This is a genomic window from Robertkochia aurantiaca (assembly GCF_020166495.1).
Taxonomy (GTDB): Bacteria; Bacteroidota; Bacteroidia; order Flavobacteriales; family Flavobacteriaceae; genus Robertkochia; species Robertkochia aurantiaca.
This window is the reverse complement of the sequence record NZ_JAINZS010000006.1, coordinates 537828-556781: the sequence shown is the minus strand read 5'-3', so window position 1 is coordinate 556781 and position 18954 is coordinate 537828. Positions and strand designations below refer to the sequence as shown.

Here is an 18954-nt window from a genome sequence, read left to right as displayed (position 1 = left end):
GAACCACTAAGAAATGGTCAAGACCAGTAAGTTGGACAAAGGTCATTAGTATATTATCAATGACTCACAAGGAAAGATTAGGCCTACCCTAAAAATAAAGAATGACACACTTAACTGAACACAACCTTTATAAACTCTCTGCCATACACCTCATTTACCTGCACACCTACCCTTCATACCTCCATACCTTCGTACCTTCATACCTCCATACCCTCATACCCTCATAACCTCATATAAAAAAGACCACCCTCAGGCAGCCTTTTTCAAAGTTCGTAATCTCAGAATCTACATAGATTCCTCTGTACCGCGGACGTGCTTGTTATAAAAATCCCATACCTCATGTGCCACATCACGACCCAGTTTCAACCCGGCCACGTTATCAGCCTGAATATGGTAACCTCCTAAGACCCTTGAAATTCCGGCCATTTCAGCCGTTTCGGTAAATGTCGGGAATTCAATCACCACAGTGTCACCCAGGTTATCAGGCTCTGTCAGAGCCCCCGGAACCAACTCAACTTTTTCCCCGAACTCATCGCTGCCGGTATAGAGCTTCAATGCTTCTGCACAGGCTCCGCTAATGGTGCTGTGCCCTGAAGTATAACTGGGAAAAGGAGGACACAGGAAGGTCTCAGGAGAATACGGCCTCCAGAACTGACCTTTCATCTTTACCATTCCTTTTCCGGGACCTGCCCAGGCAGTTATCTCCTTATCTTTATATTGTTCATGAACAAGCGCATAAGGTCTTGCAAAATCATAATGCATCTTCGAATCCCAGGAAGCGATAAAGGCATCCATAGCCGTCACCTGGTTCAGGAAGTACATTTTCACATCCTGATCGAGGGTATGCTGATCCCTTCGCGAAACATCCTGTGCGAACTTCAGCCAGTGTCCGGCCTGTTGTACCGATTGCGGCCCGTCACGCATAAATTCCACCAAAGCCTTTTCTTCATCTGTAAGACCTGCCTGAAGCGCTACCACTTCCTCCACTTCTTTTTTGAGCTGCTCAGACCCCACCATTGGCGGTGGCCCTGGACGAAACTGATCTCCTGTTTCAAGGGCAATAGGCTCCACCTGATCCCAGAAAGGAGTCAGACAGGAAGGAGCATAACTACCGCCTTTTCCATCAGAAAAATATTTGGGTTGCCAGCGATTGATATCTACGTTCTGCTCAGGTGAATTGACCGGCTTATATCCTGAATAATCGAAATACGCCTCACCATTCGAACCTTGTTCTTCACCATATTGGTTGGCCCCGTCATTCTTACGCGCCTCGATCACCGCCTTGGCTGCAAGGTTACCTATACCCTCAGGGGTCGAGGGATCAAGCGATGTATTGGCCGGATCCAATCCTAACTCCTCCTTCATGAAGGCATCCCATTTCTCCTTGTCGCTATAATAATACTCATTCATGGTACGCAAGGCAGCATAACTGATGGCAATCTCTTTATTGGTAAGCGTTCTTTGATCAGGCGATACACGATCAACCCCGTTCAGATACACTGGCACTGCGGTATCATCGTATCTTGACCACGCATCGAATACGGCAGAAAAAATAAGCGCAAGGTATCTTGACGTAATGGTGGGTCTTGGCTTGAATCGGTCTGTATCCAGGGCTGTCCCCAGAAGGGCCTGCTCTCCCCATTTGTAGGCGATATTTTCTGTCCCGACCGGCTGTTCTGCCATTACAGCAGTCAGCTCATTATCAGCGATCTTATCTCCATTTTTCTGCTCTTTGCACCCTGTTACCACGAGTGCAAGCAGTAATGATGAAGCAACTATTCTTTTCATGTTTAAGATATTGGTTTATTAAAGGTCATTGTGTTTGAATTCCTGGAAACGCTTATGTTAAAGCAACGTTAAATTCTCCGGCAATGTAAAAAATTAAGCCCGCATATTCAAATCTTACTCCTTTCTTTCGATCGAAACTTTTCCCGGCTAAACAGCTGAGAAAACCACGCTGTCACAGCTGTGGTTTAGCTTTTATTTCGTAAGGAATTCTAGTGGGAATAGACTACCTTCGCATCAAATTTTACGCTATGAAAGCAGATGCACTTAAACCAGAGATAAACTCGATTATTCACAATGACTCAAAAAGCCTGGACACCAGGCTACAGGAGATCTGTACCCTCCTTCAAAAAGAGGTTCCTTATTACAACTGGGTAGGTTTTTATTTCAAGAATGGCGACAAGCACGAATTGAAGCTGGGACCCTATGCTGGAGCCCCCACCGACCATACCATTATACCTTTTGGAAAAGGTATCTGCGGGCAGGTGGCCGTAAGCAACGAAAACTTTGTGGTACCTGACGTAAAGGCACAGGATAATTATATCGCCTGCAGCATCGATGTGAAGGCTGAGATCGTGATCCCTCTGTTTGTGAACGGTGAAAACATCGGGCAAATCGATATTGACTCACATACGCCGGATCCCTTTACGAGTGAAGATGTTAGTTTCCTGGAATTCATCAACGGGCAGGTAGCTGAGGTCATCGAAAAAGAAGAACTTAATTTTTCATCACTGATCTGAGATTAATCGGTTTCATCCATCAGATTTTAATTCAAAAAAACTACTTTTGCAGCTTTAAACAACACGGTAATAATGAGCAATTTAAAAAGGGCAAAATCAGCACTTATTTCGGTTTTTCACAAAGACGGTCTTGAACCCATCGTTAAGAAACTAGACGAGTTGGGTATCACTATTTATTCAACCGGAGGCACGGAGAGATTCATCAAAGACCTCGGCATTGATGTAGTAGCCGTTGAAGACGTAACCAGCTATCCATCCATTCTGGGAGGTCGGGTAAAAACCCTTCACCCCAAGGTTTTCGGAGGTATCCTGAACAGACAGGACGAAGCAGGTGACGTGGCAGAAATGGAAAAGTTTGAGATCCCTCAGATCGACATTGTTATCGTAGACCTGTATCCGTTTGAGAAAACCGTTGCCGAAGGTGCCGGAGAACAGGACATCATCGAGAAAATAGATATCGGTGGAATTTCACTGATCAGAGCTGCAGCCAAGAACTTCAAAGACGTGCTGTGTGTCTCTTCGATGGAACAATACGATGATTTCCTAGAAACCCTGACTAATGGAAAAGGAGAGACTTCGATCGACGACCGCAAACGTTTTGCAACAAAGGCATTTAATGTTTCTTCTCATTACGATACAGCCATCTTTAATTACTTCAACCGGGATCAGCAAGAAACCGTACTGAAGATTTCTGAAGAAAAAGGACAAGCACTTCGTTATGGTGAAAACCCGCATCAAAAAGGATACTTTTTCGGGCAACTCGATGAGCTTTTTGAAAAATTGCACGGAAAAGAGCTCTCTTATAACAACCTGCTTGATGTTGATGCCGCCGTTAACCTGATGGGTGAATTTAAGAATGACGACCCGACCTTTGCGATACTTAAACACAACAACGCCTGTGGACTCGCTACCAGGCCTACCATTAGAGAGGCTTATCTGGATGCTCTTGCAGGTGACCCTGTATCAGCTTTCGGAGGAATTCTGATCAGCAACAGCGCCATCGATGAGGCTACAGCCGAAGAGATCAACAAGCTGTTCTGTGAGGTGGTCATCGCTCCGTCATACGACGGCAAGGCACTGGAAATCCTGAAAAGCAAAAAGAACCGTATCATCATGGTTCAGAAAGAGGCTCCCCTGGCAGAGAACAGTGTGAGAACCTGCCTGAACGGTGTACTGGTGCAGGAGAAAGACGGAAAGACCGATTCGTTGGAAGATCTGTCTTATGTGACCGAAAAGAAACCTGCAGATAAGGAAACCGCAGACCTGCTGTTTGCGTCAAAGATCTGCAAGCATACGAAATCGAACACTATTGTCCTGGCAAAGAATCAACAACTTTGCGCCAGTGGTACCGGACAGACCAGCCGGGTAGACGCGTTGAGACAGGCGATAGAAAAGGCTCGTTCTTTTGAATTCGACCTGGATGGATCTGTGATGGCCAGCGATGCCTTCTTCCCTTTCCCTGATTGTGTGGAGATCGCAGACAAGGCCGGAATAACGTCTGTTATCCAGCCCGGAGGCTCGATAAAAGACCAGTTGAGCATCGATTATTGCAACGAAAATGACATGTCTATGGTTTTCACCGGGACCCGCCATTTTAAACATTAATTTACTACATTTGAAAGATTTCAAACACCTCAATTAATACCTGACAATAACATATGGGCTTTTTCGACTTCCTGACCGAAGAGATCGCGATTGATCTTGGCACCGCAAATACACTCATCATACATAATGACAAAGTTGTCGTAGACAGTCCCTCTATTGTAGCACGGGACCGTATCTCAGGGAAGATCATTGCTGTTGGTAAAGAAGCCAACATGATGCAAGGAAAAACCCATGAGAACATCAAAACCGTTCGACCTCTTAAAGACGGAGTGATCGCCGATTTCGATGCCTCAGAAAAGATGATCAATATGTTCATCAAAGGTATTCCGGCCCTCAAAAAGAAATTCTTTCAGCCCACCCTCAGAATGGTCATCTGTATCCCTTCGGGTATTACAGAGGTAGAGATGAGAGCGGTAAAGGAATCAGCAGAAAGGGTCAATGGTAAAGAGGTATACCTGATCCATGAACCTATGGCAGCCGCTATCGGTATCGGACTTGACATCATGCAACCCAAGGGGAATATGATCGTAGATATCGGAGGAGGTACCACTGAGATCGCTGTGATTGCCCTGGGAGGGATCGTTTGTGACAAATCGGTGAAGATCGCAGGTGATGTATTCACCAACGATATCATCTATTATATGCGCACCCAGCACAACCTGTACGTAGGAGAAACCACTGCAGAAAACATCAAGATCGCCATCGGTGCAGCTACCGAAGACCTGGAGGTCCCACCGGAAGAAATGAGCGTTCAGGGACGTGACCTGCTTACCGGGAAACCCAAACAGGTACAAATCTCCTACCGGGAGATCGCCAAGGCTCTTGATAAGTCCATTTTACGTATAGAAGATGCGGTCATGGAAACTCTTTCACAGACACCTCCCGAACTTGCAGCAGATATCTACAATACAGGGATTTACCTGGCCGGGGGAGGATCTATGCTTCGCGGACTTGACAAGCGTATAAGCCAAAAAACAGATCTGCCCGTATATATAGCCGAAGATCCCCTGAGAGCCGTAGTACGCGGTACAGGAATCGCTCTGAAGAACATCGAAAAATACAAACCCATACTTATAAAATAACGTGATTAATGCAGCAGATCATCAACTTTTTAATAAGGAATAAAACCTTTATTATCTTTTTGATGCTGCTTGCCCTGTCACTGGCGTTTACGATTCAGTCTCACTCCTATCATCGCAGCAAGTTTATCAATTCTGCGAATTGGCTGTCAGGAGGTGTATATGGTACCGTAAACAACATCAACGATTACTTTCACCTGAGAGAATATAATGAGCAGCTGGCTTCAGAGAACCGCAGGCTGCGCAATATGATCTTTAACCGTGAAACATTCCCTTCTGATTCGCTGGAAATCGACAGCAGTATTGCCGGAAAATTCATTTTCAGAAACGCCAGCATCATCAAGAACAGTTACGATAAACAGCGAAACTACCTGCTCATCGATAAGGGTCACAATGACAGTATCAGGCAAGATATGGGAGTGGTCAGCTCTGACGGGCTCGTCGGAATCATCGACAATACCTCTGCCGGCTACGCCACCGTACAGTCGGTACTGAATACCATATCAGAGATCAATGCTTCGGTAAAGAACACCAACAATTTTGGCTCCCTGCAATGGGACGGGAAATCAGCAAATGTCGTGCAACTGGTTGATATTCTCAGTTCAGCGCCCATTAAGCCCGGTGACACTATTATTACAGGAGGGATGTCAAGTATTTTCCCGAAAGGAATACTGATCGGAAGGATCAAAGACTTCAGACCCGATGTTTCAGAGAACTACTATATCATAGATGTAGAACTATTTAACGATATGACCACCCTTGATAAAGTTTATGTCATAGAGAATACCGATAGAGAAGAAATCAGCAACCTGGAAGCCCTTACCAATGAACAATAAGATCATCTCAAACATCCTGCTGCTGATCGTTCTTGTTTTGCTGCAGGTCTCGCTTTTCAGTCACATCGATTTTTTAGGGTATTTGAATCCCTATATTTATATCATTTTCCTGCTTTATTTCCCTTTTGAGAAGGAATTGCGTATCGCCTTTCTTTTCCTGGCCTTTTTGCTGGGACTCAGTATCGATATTTTCAGCGACAGCGGCGGGGTTCACGCTGCTGCCAGCCTCTCTGTTGCCTACCTCAGACCCCTTTTTATGCGCTGGGCCTTTGGAGCCACTATCGACTACAACACCTTCAAATTGGGCAAGGCCACTTTCGGTCAGCGATTTAACTTTCTTCTTCTGATGATTTTAACACATCATTTTATCCTATTCACCCTTGAGATATTTAGTTTTGTACAACTTTTGACAATCCTGAAAAAAACTTTATTTTCAGCAATATTCACATTCGTTTTAAGTTTAATATTTATCGCTCTCTTTAGCCGGAAAAGAACATGAGAAAAATTCTGCTTTCATCTATAATGATCATTATTGCTATAGTGTATATAGGCAGGCTTTCTTATCTCCAACTTATAGATAACACCAATAAAAATCCCCTTAACGATACCGCCATTAAGGCGGTTTATGACTACCCCGAACGGGGTCATATTTACGATCGTAACGGGAAGTTACTGGTGGCCAACCAGCCATCGTATGATGTCATGGTGATTCCCCGGGATGTCAAGCCACTTGATACGGCCGAATTTTGCGCACTCTTGAATATTTCAAAAGAGGATTTTGTCAGAAAGTTTAAAAAAGCATACTCCTATTCTCCCCGCTTGCCTTCTGTTTTCGTTCCTCAAATGTCAAAGGCTGAATACGCCTCTCTTCAGGAAAAAATGCGCAAATACGAAGGTTTCTACATTCAGAAACGTTCGCTAAGGCATTACATGACCGAAGCGGGTGCCAACGTACTAGGCTATATCAGTGAGGTTAACGAGAGAGACCTGCAAAACAATCCGTATTACCAGTCAGGTGAACTGATCGGAAGACAGGGAGTCGAGAAGCAGTATGAAGAGATACTTCGGGGGCGTAAAGGAGTGAAATTTATTCAGAAAGATCGTTTCAACAGGGTTATCGGCCCATACAAACAGGGGATCTATGACACCCTCCCCATACAGGGTAAGGATATTTACCTGACTATCGACAACGACCTTCAGGAGTACGGCGAACGACTGATGGTGAACAAACGCGGGGGTATCGTAGCCCTCGAACCCAAGACCGGGGAGATCCTGGCATTGGTTTCGGCTCCGAGCTACGATCCAGATCTGCTGGTAGGAAGAAAGCGTTCTAAAAATTACACCGAACTCTATTATGATTCGATCGCCAAACCTCTTTACGACAGGGGACTTTTGGCCATGTATCCTCCCGGCTCACCGTTTAAAACCGTGAATGCGCTTATCGGCCTTCAGGAAGGAGTCATAGATGAATCAACCACATTCACCTGCTACCACGGCTACCGCTACGGTAGAGGCGCCTTTATGGGGTGCCACTGCCCATCGGGTCAGCGTAACAACCTTATCCGGGGTATTTATGAATCCTGCAATGCGTATTTCGCCAATACCTACCGACGCATCATTGAAAGTTATCCCAATGCCCAACAGGGAATCGATGCATGGGAAAATCATGTGAAGAGCTTCGGACTTGGCGACTATCTGGGGTATGACCTTCCGATAGGTAAGTCCGGAAAAGTACCTGATACCGAGCTCTATAACAGTTATTATGGAGAAAATCGATGGTTCGCCACCAATACGCTGTCTAACGCAATTGGACAGGGAGAAGTTTTAACGACCCCCATACAGCTTGCCAATCTAACAGCTATCATTGCCAACCGCGGGTATTATTACACACCTCATGTGATCAAGGATATAGAGAACGATACCATCGACAGGGCGAAATATAAAACCAAACATCAGACCACCGTAGCTCCGGAACATTTCGAACCAGTGATCGACGGAATGCATGAAGTATATAAGAAAGGAACGGCCCGTTGGGTTCAGGTTCCCGATATAGAGATCGCCGGTAAAACAGGTACCGCAGAGAATTTCACCAAAATCGACAGCGTTCGCGTTCAATTGACCGACCACTCCATCTTTGTTGCCTTTGCCCCGGTTGATGATCCGAAAATCGCCCTGGCCGTTTTTGTTGAAAACGGTTACTGGGGTAGCAGGTGGGCAGGTAAGATCGCCGGTCTGTTGATCGAAAAATACCTGAAGGGTGAGATCACGCGAACAGACATGGAAAAGTTCGTACTTGAAGGCAGCCTGCAGGAAGAATATGATAAGCCGCTAAGCGGCAAGCCTTTTAAAATCAACGACGGCAGTAAACAGATGTATCCGCCCGGATACGGACCCTACAAACCCAAATCGAATTCTGGTCAATGAATAAAAAACTGGATTGGCTTACCATAATCATCTATTTCATCCTGGTCGCTATTGGCTGGCTCAATATATATTCGGCTACTTTCAGCGGAGATACCTTTGGAAATATACTGGACCTGAACGAACTTTACGGCAAGCAGTTCTTTTTTATACTGGTGAGCCTGGTGATGATCGTGATCATTCTCAGTATCGAAGCGAAGTTCTACGAACGCTTCTCAGGAGTTATTTACCTCATCTCCCTCCTGTCGTTACTGGGACTCTTTATTTTCGGAAAGAACGTTAACGGAGCTACCTCCTGGTATGCCATAGGCGGAATGACCATACAGCCATCTGAATTTGCAAAAGCAGCAACAGCCCTGGCCCTGGCCAAATACCTGAGTGATATTCAAACAAACCTGCAGGACTTTAAAGATCTTTTGAAGGCTTTCGGGATTATCGCCCTGCCTGCATTACTGATCATACCCCAGCCGGATCCGGGGAGTGCCCTGGTCTACGCTTCCTTCTTTTTCGTATTATACCGAGAGGGGCTTTCACTCATGTACCTCATCGTTGGTTTACTGGCGGTATTACTCTTTGCAGCCACCCTGCTATACGGCCCTCTATGGGTCTGTATCGGTACAGCCATATTACTTGCACTGATCTATTATTTCGGCAACAGGAAAAAAAAGCAAGTGCGTCTGATCAACCTGGCAGGCGTATTATTACTGGCAACTGCCTTTTCATATTCAGTGAACTTCATCTATGAAAACATCTTTGAGCAACGCCACCGTGACCGATTCAGTCTCTGGCTCCGCCTGGAAGATGACCCGGCCAAACTCGAGCAGATCAGAAAGACCATTGGCTATAACACCTATCAGTCAGAATCGGCTATCGGGTCAGGCGGACTTACCGGGAAAGGGTTTCTCGAAGGCACCCGGACGAAAGGGGATTTTGTGCCGGAACAACATACCGACTACATCTTCAGCACGGTGGGAGAAGAGTGGGGTTTTGTAGGCAGCACCGTGGTGGTTATACTGTTCTGCCTCCTTATTCTCAGACTCACCTACCTGGCCGAAAGACAGAAATCTGCCTTCAGCCGCATGTATGGCTATGGAGTAACCGCTATCATCTTTTTTCACTTTGCCATCAATGTGGGTATGGTTATCGGATTACTACCAACCATAGGCATCCCCTTACCCTTCTTCAGCTACGGCGGCTCCGGCCTGCTAGGGTTTACCATTCTGTTGTTCATTTTCCTGAAGCTTGACGGGAACAGGATCAATGAGTGGATGTAAGATCTTTTACCAAGGAAACTGCTGAATGCCTAACCGAACGTATTGTATAAGGGTCCCTGAAGAAGACTGGAAGAATACATCCTAATGTATTCGAACCTATAGCCCTGACAAATACAGAAAGATTACCTGAAACACGAAAACTGCCAGACCTAGATTCAAACCGTCTGCTCTGGGATAGAACTTTCGCTTTTTTTTATGATGCCCCTCTATAAGCTCACCCTGTATAAAAGTGATCCAGATATAAGCTGCCGAAAAGCAGATCCACCTGTAAAAGAGAAAAGCCGATATATCGAATTTTGAACTATTGACCGGCATCAGCATAGGCAGCCTTACCTGGGGTTATAGCATAAAAAAGGGTGTGGTATAAAACCACACCCTTTTGCTTATTTCACTAATCTGTTATGATCAATTCTTATTCGTATCGGCCAGTTTTCCGTTCTTCAGACTGCCTTTTTGAAGGTCGCTTAATACATGTACGGCCTCTTCCATATAGACGTCCTTCGAAAGATCCTTATGCCATCTTTCACGCTTTTGCATCAACACACTATCCTGGCTCATCAATTCCTGTTCATATGGAAGTGAGGTGTAGCTCAGATCTGTCTGATACTTGGTCAGCTCTCTGAATCGCTTGGCAGCTTCTTCATCTTTTTCGATCTCTGCCTCGTAATCGGCCAGGCTCAGCGGTATCATTTTCTGCTCCGACTGTTCTTTCACCCAGCGGGCGTTTGCGTCGATTAAAGCGATCTGCTCGTTACCGGCCAAACGATCTTTACTTTTCTGAACGGTAGACTCATAATCGATATAACCATCCCAGGCCTCGTAGTCCAGGGCTTCGATCTTATCCCATGGAAGCGGATTCTCCTGGTCTTTTTCACCTATATAGCGGTAGCTGTATTTATCCGGCACCACCACATCGCTCTTTACACCTTCCAGCTGCGTAGAACCACCGTTGATACGGTAGAACTTCTGTGTGGTGATCTTAAGGGCTCCCACATCGCCGAATTCATTCTTCCCGCGAAGGAACTGATTGAGGTCGATCACATTCTGAACGGTACCCTTACCATAGGTCTGTTTACTACCGAGTACGATTGCTCTCTTATAATCCTGCATGGCTGCCGCCAGAATTTCAGAGGCAGAAGCAGACAACTCGTTAACCAAAATCACCAGAGGGCCATCCCACTGCACTCTCTTATCGGTATCGGCCAGCACTTCTTTTCCTTCACCGGTAGATTTTACCTGCACAATAGGTCCTTCCTCGATGAATAATCCGGCCATATCAACCACGGTTTTCAGTGATCCTCCTCCATTGTCACGAAGATCAAGAACCAGACCTTCCATACCTGCTTCCTTTAGCCTTTCTATCTCCTTGGCCACATCGGTTGCAGCATTCCTTTCTTTATAATCGTCAAAGTCTATGTAAAATTTCGGCAGATTGATCACCCCAAAAGTGCGGTCACCTTCTTTTACAAGAGCACTTTTTGCATAGGTCTCTTCCAGCTCAACCACATCACGGGTAATGGTCACCACATCAATGGTTCCGTCGATCTTTCTGACCGTGAGCTTCACCTCAGACCCTTTGGGCCCTTTGATGAGCTTTACGGCATCATCCAGTCGCATTCCAACCACACTCACAGGAACCTCATCTCCCTGAGCCACTTTAATGATCTCATCGCCCACTTCGAGGTCTTCACCTCTCCAGGCCGGACCTCCTGAAATGATCTCAACTATCTTGATATTGTCATTTCTTTTTTGAAGCCTTGCGCCGATCCCTTCGAACTTACCAGACATACTGATATCGAAACGGTCTTTTTCTTCCGGAGCAAAGTAGAACGTATGCGGATCGAATTCTTCAACTATGGAATTCAGGTAGATAGAGAACCAATCTTTTCGCTCCAGGTCTTCCATAAAACTGAAGTAGTCGTTCAGGGTGGTGCGGGTAGCTTCTCTTGTTTCCTCTTCGATAGCGGCTAATTCTGCTGCAGAAAGGTTCTCTGCATCATCGCTTTTTTCAACCACTTCTGCTACATCTTCACTGGCTTCATTATCTCCGGGAGTATCTCCTTCCTTAGCAAGGATATAGCGCTCGATTGTATTGAACTTGAGCTGCTTTCTCCAACGCTCCCAAAGCTCATCTTTATCAGCGGCATAATCCATTTTCTCATAATCGGTATCGAGATATTCTTCCTTATCATAATCAAAAGGCTCATCGAGCACTTTATTGTAAAGCACTGAAGCCTCATCCATACGTTGCATCAACCGGTCATAGGTAAGGTTGAAAAAAGTAACGTCTGAAGTCTTGATCTGATCATCAATCGCAGTTCTGTATTTTTCAAATTCCTCAATATCGCTTTTCAAAAAATATCTCTTCAGCGGATCAAGTGATTCTATATAGCTGTCGTAGACGTTTGATGAAAATTCATCATTGATATCCTTCGGATTAAAATGCCCCTTTTCCAGCACGTAAGTGATCAGGTCTATGAGCAATTTATCCTTATCAGGATTGTCAAAGTTATTTGTAAAGCTACAGGAAGCAGCAGAAATCAGCAGGGCTGACAGTAAGTATACCAAATTCCTTTTCATATATCAGTTTTTCGTTTCTTATTTCTTTTCACAGCAATATCTTACCTACTGCACTTATCGTGCCATTCCGGTTCAGTCTTTCCGGGTTTCAAAAACCGGGAAAGGCCTTCTACAGGCCTTCTGCTAACCATACGGAAAAGGTAAGATGAACTAAATTAACGAAAAAAATATGCGATACGGGAAGGGGTCAACTAATTTTTTGTTAAACATTAGACAAAAACATCATAAAGTGCAAATTGTGTAATTTAGCAGCTTAAAGATTTCGCTATGAAAGAAAGGCCATTAATTCTGGTCACCAATGACGACGGTATCACGGCTCCCGGCATCAGAATGCTCATCAGCATTATGAAAGAACTGGGGGATGTAGTGGTGGTTGCCCCAGACAAACCACAAAGCGCCATGGGTCACGCTATCACTGTAAACAACACCCTTTATTGTAACGCGGTCAACAATGACGAACAGGATCACCGCGAATTCAGTTGCAGCGGTACGCCGGCCGATTGTGTTAAGCTGGCCGTGAATGAAGTGCTTGACCGTAAGCCTGACCTCTGTGTGAGCGGTATCAACCACGGAAGCAATTCATCTATAAACGTGATCTATTCAGGCACCATGAGTGCCGCGGTCGAAGCCGGAATCGAAGGCATACCGGCAATCGGTTTCTCCCTCTGTGATTACTCCTGGGATGCCGATTTTGAACCGATCAGAAACCATGTGCGCACCATAGCCGAGGAAGCTTTGAAAAATGGCATACCTAAAAGTGTGGTACTGAACGTCAACTTCCCGAAGCTGCCGGAAAAAGAGATCAGGGGCATCAAGGTTTGCCGACAGGCCAAAGCAAACTGGGTGGAGGAATTCGATAAAAGAACCAACCCTATGGGTAAAGAATACTACTGGCTTACAGGGCGATTTATCAACCAGGACAAAGGTGAAGACACCGATGAATGGGCACTCGCCAATGGCTTCGTTTCAGTGGTACCTGTTCAGTTCGACCTGACCGCCCATCACGCCATTCAAGATCTAAATACCTGGAAACTCAATGACTAAAAAAGAAATCGGTATCGGCTTCGCTGTCGGAATCATCGCTAACGTAATCGGCATACTGCTGTATATCCTGCTCTTTTCAGATCTGAGCATTGCCGCAACAATAAAAGCTTCTCAGGAAACCGATCATCTGGGAAGCCTGATTGCACTCGGGGCCATCTTAAACCTGGGAGCCTTTTTCGGGTTCCTGAAACTAAAGAGAGATGCCCGGGCAAGAGGTGTGCTGATGGCTACCATACTCAGCGCATTCATCATTCTTATTTTAAAATTCTTCTGATTCCTGATCTTCCATGAAATATTATATCATCGCAGGCGAAGCTTCAGGAGACCTTCACGGGTCAAACCTGATCAAAGCACTAAAGGAAACCGACGCTGAAGCCGAATTCAGGGCTTGGGGAGGAGACCTTATGCAACAGGCAGGAGCCACCCTTGTCAAGCATTATAAGGAGCAATCTTTTATGGGTTTCTTCGAAGTCTTGGCCAACCTTCCCGCAATCTTCAGAAATATCAGGTTCTGCAAAGAAGATATTGAAGCCTATCAGCCCGACGTGATCATCTTTATAGATTATTCAGGTTTCAACCTGCGTATCGCAAAATGGGCGAAACCCAAAAAGTTCAAAACCTTCTATTATGTTTCCCCACAGGTTTGGGCATCCAGAGAAGGACGCATCCATGCAATCAAGCGTGACATTGACGAGATGTTCGTGATTCTTCCCTTTGAAAAGGAATTCTATGAGAAGAAACACAAATATCCCGTGAATTTCGTAGGGCATCCCCTGCTTGATGCCATAGGCGACCGTGAAGCACCAGACCCGGAAACCTTCAGGGAAGAAAATCAGCTTGACAAGCGGAAGATCATTGCCCTGCTTCCCGGCAGCCGGAAACAGGAGATCACCAACATGCTGGGGGTGATGCTGAGTATAACCGAAGACTTTCCTGAGTACCAGTTCGTGATCGCGGGAGCTCCCAGTCAGGATTACGAATTCTATGAATCCTTTATCGGGAGTAGCAACGTGCATTTTGTAACAGGCAAAACCTATGACCTGCTGAGCGTTTCTTACGCGGCCCTGGTGACCAGCGGTACCGCCACCCTTGAAACTGCCATCTTTAAAATACCTCAGGTGGTTTGTTATAAAGGCAACTGGATCAGTTATCAGATCGCCAAACGAATCATTACCCTCAAATTCATTTCCCTGGTGAACCTCATTATGGATAAAGAAGTGGTGAAAGAACTTATACAGGATGAGATGAATACGAAAAATCTCAAAAAGGAACTCGGGAAGATTCTGGAACCGGAGGTCAGAAAACGTATTTTTCTTGACTACTACCATCTTGAGAAAAAACTGGGAGGAAGGGGCGCCAGCAAAAAGGCCGCCAGGCTTATTTTCGAAAAAATTTCCTAATTTGGGGCATACCCCAAAGGAAAATGAAAGCAAAACTTCCGATCCTTGCGATCCTCTTACTGCTGGTCGCCTGTAAATCAAAGCAAAAGAGCATCTCTGTTGCTGCCTCTGACAACAGCGCCATTAATTACAAGGCAAAGGCCGCCATCGCGGCAGCCGGAGATGAGTCATCCTTACCGGAGAACAAACCTGAAGAGCCGACAGACAATACTTTTAATCCTTTGGTCAATGACATCGTTCGAACAGCCATTGATTATACCGGGGTACGCTATAAATTCGGCGGAACGACAAAAAAGGGAATGGACTGTTCAGGACTGATCTACGTGGCATTTACAAAATATGAGATACCCATTCAAAGAGCCTCTTTTCAAATGGCCAAACAAGGTGATGCCATAAGCCTGGAGGAAGTAAGAAAGGGAGACCTGCTGTTCTTTACCACCGGAAAGAAAAACCGGATCAATCATGTCGGATTGGTGGTCGAGGTTTCACAAAGCGAGATTCGGTTTATACATTCGACTTCATCAAGAGGGGTGCTCGTCTCCTCCCTTGATGAAGGCTACTGGAATTATGCCTTCGATCATGCCCGTAGAATCATGTAGGTAATTTACTTCTTTTTAAGTAATTTTAGCTATGGGCGTAAATTTTCCCATAGCAACCATAACCTCGGGTTTCCTTACAGGCATTCTTATTGGAGCCGCCGTTCACGAATTGAATACGGTCTGCACGATCTCCGGAGTCATCGTATTGTTTTCTGTTTTCCTTCTCATACGGAAGCTATATCATCATGCCTGTTTCTGGTTTCTGATCTTCATACTTGCCGGGATCTTTTCTCAAAAAGTAAGCCAGTCTGACACACCCGACTCGCATTATTCCAGGTGGCACAATGAAAATACCATGCTGTTTTTACGCATTAAAGAACCTTTAACCAGGAATGAGAAAAGCGCCACTTTTTCGGCTGATGTGATACAGGCGGGTCATCACAGATGCACAGGAACGGTTTTGGTGGTTGCAGATCCTGATCAGGCTCAAAAAGACATCAAACCGGGTGTTATACTGATCACCAGGGAATCTCCGGAACCTATTCCCTCAGCCAAGAATCCTTATCAGTTCGACTACCGCTCTTATATGGCGACCCAAAACATCTTTCACCGGGTTAAGACAGAAAGCTACTATATCCCTCAGTTGACATCTGATAACTTTTACAACAAACTGCAAGCTCTCAGATTCAGGCTTTCAGACTCGCTTGACAACCGTATCAGGGATCCTGAGGCCAGACAGCTTGCCCAGGCTCTTGTTTTCGGCAGAAAAGATCTATTAGACCGATCCCTGCGACAATCCTATATACGATCAGGATCTGCCCATCTTCTGGCTATCTCAGGGTTGCATCTCGGAATTATCTCGTCTTTTTTCTATCTCCTGCTTTTCCCATTGCGGTATTTTCCCCCTACCCGCAGATATCTTCCGGCTTTTATGATCATACTGCTATGGTGTTATGCATCGGTAACAGGCTTGGGACCTTCGGTGCTTCGCTCTGTGGTGATGTTCAGTTTTCTCAGTCTGACCCTCTTACAGCATAAATATCAAAATGTTGTGAGTCTGCTATTCATATCTGCCCTGCTGTTAACTATATTCAGACCTGCCTACCTCTTTGAGACCGGATTTCAGCTGAGTTATGCCGCGGTATTCGGTATTTGTTGTTTCCACCCAGTATTGCGCAGTTATTACAAACCGGGCCACAGGGCAGCACGATATCTGTATGATCTCTTTCTCGCCGGATTAGCCGCCCAGATAGGGGTGCTGCCCCTATTGTTGTTCCACTTCCATGAAGTGTCTGTTTTCTCCCTGATCAGCGGAGTATTCCTGGTTCCTTTACTTACCGCCTTAGTAATACTGGCATTGATCTTAAGCCTTGTTCCCCTACCCGGTCTGTTGCTTTCATTCGTTAATTCGACATTTAGCTTTCTGGTAAACCTTATGAACGGTATCATAGAGTTCGGGGCTTCTGTCTCAGGATTCAGGTTCACCGGACTGTTCTTCACCGGCGGCATGGCCCTGGGCCTTACCGCTGCCATCCTGTTTCTTTGGTTATGGCTAAAAAGAAAAAAATTCGTCCACATCATACCTTTCTGCCTGGCATTTCTGTTTACACAGGCCGTCTACCTTCACGCATGGCAAACCCGCCCCGGGAGATTGTACATTTTACACGGATACAGAAAAAGCTCTGCCCTAGCAATGACTAATCATCAAACGGAGTTGTGGAGCCAGGAAACCTTAAAGAAAGACCTGATTGAACCTGTGATGAGAGAACATCTCGCAGAAGGATATCAACAGCGAGAGGCACCTTTAAAGTCTGAATGGGGAGATAAGACCCTGATCCGACTGGACAGCCTGGGATATACAGGTCATATTTCTGGTAATAATAAAATAGTATGGCTGTCTTATTCACCTCCGGTAAACATGGACCGGCTTATCGAAACGTCTTCGCCCGAGGTCATCGTAGCCGATGGCAGCAACAGTCCCTTTTTGGTAAAACGCTGGAAACAAAGCGCTGCTAAAAAAAATATCCCTTTTCACTATACCGGCGAAAAGGGATATTTTATGATAGAAACAGGAAACTGATCAGCGAATCCCGTGCATTTTCTTTTTCAACATCGGACTAAGACCTAACATGACTACGGCCGCACCGATAGGTATCAGGGTAAATATCAGGAAGAAGGTAGAAAGGCCGTATTCAGATGATATCTGGTCGATATAGCTTCCTGTAATTCCACCCAAAAGGTTCGCAACAGCATTGGCAATAAACCAGAGTCCGAACATAAGACCAACGATCTTTGGTGCCGCCAGCTTACTCACATAGGAGAGTCCGACTGGTGAGATACATAATTCTCCAAGCGTATGAAAGAGGTATGCCAAAATCAACCAGATCATACTCACTGCAGCAGTTTGAGCTCCCTGCGGAATATTACTGGCTCCATAGGCCAGGAAAGCAAATCCAAGTCCGAGCAATAGTAAGCCCAGGGCAAATTTTACTGGACCTGAAGGATCCCAGACCTTTTGCCAGACACGTGAAAAGACCGGTGCAAAAAGTATGATAAACAAAGAATTCAGAACCGAGAACCACGATGCCGGCACCTCTGCTGTGTCTTCACCGAACTGACGCTGGAGCATCCATATTACAATACCCCAGATGATCACGAAACTGATTCCGAGAAACACATTTGATAAAGCATATTTTCCAAAAGTCTGTTTAAATAACATAGCCAGCACCCAGGTAATGATCAGCATAGGTACTACAGCGATAAGTGAATTCACGATCTTAAAGGTCATCGCGCCATCACCCACCAGTACCCTGTCTGTATAATTATTGGCAAAGACCGTCATCGATCCACCTGCCTGTTCGAAAGCCCACCAAAAGAATACGGTAAAGAAAGCGAAGACCGCTATCACGATTCCACGATCCCTGTAGACTTCCTCCGGATGTTCGGCTTCTTCCTTGGTTACATTTCCTTTTAATTCAACCTTCCCTTTCTTAGGCTTCAGGCCGATATCTCCGAAAATTCCCTGCGCGAACCAGAATTGCAGCATACCGAAGAACATAAAGATCCCGGCCAGGCCGAAACCGTAATGCCATCCCACTGTTTCTCCGATGTATCCACAGAGGAGAATTCCCAGGAAAGCCCCGGCATTAATACCCATATAGAAAACGGTATAACCTGCGTCTTTTTCCTTTCCCTGTGTTTTATAAAGCTGACCAACAATGGAAGAAATATTCGGCTTAAACAACCCGTTTCCAACGATCAATAAACCAAGTCCCAGATAAAAAAAGAAACCGGTTAAACCTTCCAGTGCCATGGAAGCATGGCCCAAAGTCATAATAAGGGCACCTAATGCTACTGAATTTCTGTATCCGAGAAATTTATCGGCCACTAAACCTCCAAGAATCGGGGTCAGATAAACCAAACCGGTATAGATCCCGTACAACTTCAATGCCTCTTCGTTGCTCCAGTCCCATCCGCCATCAAGTATAGCCGAGGTTAAAAACAACACCAAAAGAGCACGCATTCCGTAGTAAGAGAACCGTTCCCACATCTCTGTAAAGAACAGCACAAAAAGACCTGACGGATGGCCTAAAACCGTCCGCTGGTTAATTTCTGATCCACCGTATTTTAATTCCATATCAGTATTAGTTA

Annotated in this window: 15 protein-coding genes; 12 read left to right on the top strand and 3 right to left on the bottom strand. The window is 45.5% G+C overall.

Translation table 11 applies throughout. The annotated features are described in order from the left end of the window. Nucleotides 1–285 precede the first annotated feature (285 nt). Nucleotides 286–1788 carry a vanadium-dependent haloperoxidase gene (locus tag K7R10_RS13620; protein WP_224485272.1) on the bottom strand — a complete coding sequence of 501 codons (1503 nt, stop codon included), beginning with the start codon at nt 1786–1788 and terminating at the stop codon, nt 286–288. Between the two features lie 248 nt (nt 1789–2036). On the opposite strand from K7R10_RS13620, the gene K7R10_RS13615 reads away from it, so the two are divergent. The 7 genes from K7R10_RS13615 (at nt 2037) to rodA (ending at nt 9740) form a co-directional block, all read left to right on the top strand. After that, entirely contained in the window at nt 2037–2525 is a 489-nt protein-coding gene (locus K7R10_RS13615; RefSeq protein ID WP_224485271.1) for an XrtF-associated fRMsr-like GAF protein, read from the top strand. A 72-nt stretch (nt 2526–2597) separates the two neighbouring features. Then, nucleotides 2598–4130: a bifunctional phosphoribosylaminoimidazolecarboxamide formyltransferase/IMP cyclohydrolase gene (purH, locus tag K7R10_RS13610; RefSeq protein ID WP_224485270.1), complete on the top strand. Its 1533-nt coding sequence runs from the start codon at nt 2598–2600 to the stop codon at nt 4128–4130. 53 nt (nt 4131–4183) lie between these two features. Next, on the top strand, nt 4184–5212 hold the full coding sequence (locus K7R10_RS13605; RefSeq protein ID WP_224485269.1) for a rod shape-determining protein: 1029 nt from the start codon (nt 4184–4186) through the stop codon (nt 5210–5212). A gap of 8 nt (nt 5213–5220) precedes the next feature. After that, on the top strand, nt 5221–6045 hold the full coding sequence (gene mreC, locus K7R10_RS13600) for a rod shape-determining protein MreC (RefSeq protein ID WP_224485268.1): 825 nt from the start codon (nt 5221–5223) through the stop codon (nt 6043–6045). Further along, on the top strand, nt 6035–6544 hold the full coding sequence (locus tag K7R10_RS13595; protein WP_224485267.1) for a rod shape-determining protein MreD: 510 nt from the start codon (nt 6035–6037) through the stop codon (nt 6542–6544). The genes mreC and K7R10_RS13595 overlap by 11 nt, the downstream gene beginning before the upstream one ends. Further along, nucleotides 6541–8469, top strand: a complete 1929-nt coding sequence (gene mrdA, locus K7R10_RS13590; RefSeq protein ID WP_224485266.1) for a penicillin-binding protein 2 — start codon at nt 6541–6543, stop codon at nt 8467–8469. The genes K7R10_RS13595 and mrdA overlap by 4 nt, the downstream gene beginning before the upstream one ends. Next, nucleotides 8466–9740, top strand: a complete 1275-nt coding sequence (gene rodA, locus K7R10_RS13585) for a rod shape-determining protein RodA (RefSeq protein WP_224485265.1) — start codon at nt 8466–8468, stop codon at nt 9738–9740. Before mrdA ends, rodA begins: the two co-directional genes overlap by 4 nt. A gap of 405 nt (nt 9741–10145) precedes the next feature. Here the strand turns inward: rodA and K7R10_RS13580 are convergent, their stop codons facing one another. Beyond that, nucleotides 10146–12320, bottom strand: a complete 2175-nt coding sequence (locus tag K7R10_RS13580; protein ID WP_224485264.1) for a carboxy terminal-processing peptidase — start codon at nt 12318–12320, stop codon at nt 10146–10148. A 267-nt stretch (nt 12321–12587) separates the two neighbouring features. On the opposite strand from K7R10_RS13580, the gene surE reads away from it, so the two are divergent. From surE to K7R10_RS13555, 5 genes are read left to right on the top strand one after another with little or no spacing between them, the layout of a single operon-like run. Continuing rightward, on the top strand, nt 12588–13364 hold the full coding sequence (surE, locus tag K7R10_RS13575; protein WP_224485263.1) for a 5'/3'-nucleotidase SurE: 777 nt from the start codon (nt 12588–12590) through the stop codon (nt 13362–13364). Then, nucleotides 13357–13638: a hypothetical protein gene (locus K7R10_RS13570; RefSeq protein ID WP_224485262.1), complete on the top strand. Its 282-nt coding sequence runs from the start codon at nt 13357–13359 to the stop codon at nt 13636–13638. Before surE ends, K7R10_RS13570 begins: the two co-directional genes overlap by 8 nt. Before the next feature lie 13 nt (nt 13639–13651). Then, a complete protein-coding gene (gene lpxB, locus K7R10_RS13565) occupies nt 13652–14764 on the top strand; it encodes a lipid-A-disaccharide synthase (RefSeq protein WP_224485261.1) in 1113 nt (370 codons plus the stop codon). A 23-nt stretch (nt 14765–14787) separates the two neighbouring features. Beyond that, the gene (locus K7R10_RS13560; RefSeq protein ID WP_224485260.1) at nt 14788–15363 is read left to right on the top strand and encodes a C40 family peptidase; all 576 of its coding nucleotides are present in this window, start codon (nt 14788–14790) and stop codon (nt 15361–15363) included. Nucleotides 15364–15394: 31 nt separating this feature from the next. Further along, nucleotides 15395–17383 (top strand): ComEC/Rec2 family competence protein, encoded by a 1989-nt coding sequence (locus tag K7R10_RS13555; RefSeq protein WP_224485259.1) that lies wholly within the window; start codon nt 15395–15397, stop codon nt 17381–17383. Here the strand turns inward: K7R10_RS13555 and K7R10_RS13550 are convergent, their stop codons facing one another. Further along, the gene (locus K7R10_RS13550) at nt 17384–18940 is read right to left on the bottom strand and encodes a peptide MFS transporter (RefSeq protein WP_224485258.1); all 1557 of its coding nucleotides are present in this window, start codon (nt 18938–18940) and stop codon (nt 17384–17386) included. Nucleotides 18941–18954: the final 14 nt, after the last annotated feature.

What these genes read in the sequence shown, in the direction of transcription:
- K7R10_RS13550 (WP_224485258.1), bottom strand. Translation starts at nt 18,940, where the DNA reads ATGGAATTAAAATACGGTGGATCAGAAATTAACCAGCGGACGGTTTTA.
- purH (WP_224485270.1), top strand. Translation starts at nt 2,598, where the DNA reads ATGAGCAATTTAAAAAGGGCAAAATCAGCACTTATTTCGGTTTTTCAC.
- K7R10_RS13580 (WP_224485264.1), bottom strand. Translation starts at nt 12,320, where the DNA reads ATGAAAAGGAATTTGGTATACTTACTGTCAGCCCTGCTGATTTCTGCT.
- K7R10_RS13595 (WP_224485267.1), top strand. Translation starts at nt 6,035, where the DNA reads ATGAACAATAAGATCATCTCAAACATCCTGCTGCTGATCGTTCTTGTT.
- mrdA (WP_224485266.1), top strand. Translation starts at nt 6,541, where the DNA reads ATGAGAAAAATTCTGCTTTCATCTATAATGATCATTATTGCTATAGTG.
- K7R10_RS13605 (WP_224485269.1), top strand. Translation starts at nt 4,184, where the DNA reads ATGGGCTTTTTCGACTTCCTGACCGAAGAGATCGCGATTGATCTTGGC.
- lpxB (WP_224485261.1), top strand. Translation starts at nt 13,652, where the DNA reads ATGAAATATTATATCATCGCAGGCGAAGCTTCAGGAGACCTTCACGGG.
- mreC (WP_224485268.1), top strand. Translation starts at nt 5,221, where the DNA reads ATGCAGCAGATCATCAACTTTTTAATAAGGAATAAAACCTTTATTATC.
- K7R10_RS13560 (WP_224485260.1), top strand. Translation starts at nt 14,788, where the DNA reads ATGAAAGCAAAACTTCCGATCCTTGCGATCCTCTTACTGCTGGTCGCC.
- rodA (WP_224485265.1), top strand. Translation starts at nt 8,466, where the DNA reads ATGAATAAAAAACTGGATTGGCTTACCATAATCATCTATTTCATCCTG.
- K7R10_RS13555 (WP_224485259.1), top strand. Translation starts at nt 15,395, where the DNA reads ATGGGCGTAAATTTTCCCATAGCAACCATAACCTCGGGTTTCCTTACA.
- K7R10_RS13620 (WP_224485272.1), bottom strand. Translation starts at nt 1,788, where the DNA reads ATGAAAAGAATAGTTGCTTCATCATTACTGCTTGCACTCGTGGTAACA.
- surE (WP_224485263.1), top strand. Translation starts at nt 12,588, where the DNA reads ATGAAAGAAAGGCCATTAATTCTGGTCACCAATGACGACGGTATCACG.
- K7R10_RS13615 (WP_224485271.1), top strand. Translation starts at nt 2,037, where the DNA reads ATGAAAGCAGATGCACTTAAACCAGAGATAAACTCGATTATTCACAAT.
- K7R10_RS13570 (WP_224485262.1), top strand. Translation starts at nt 13,357, where the DNA reads ATGACTAAAAAAGAAATCGGTATCGGCTTCGCTGTCGGAATCATCGCT.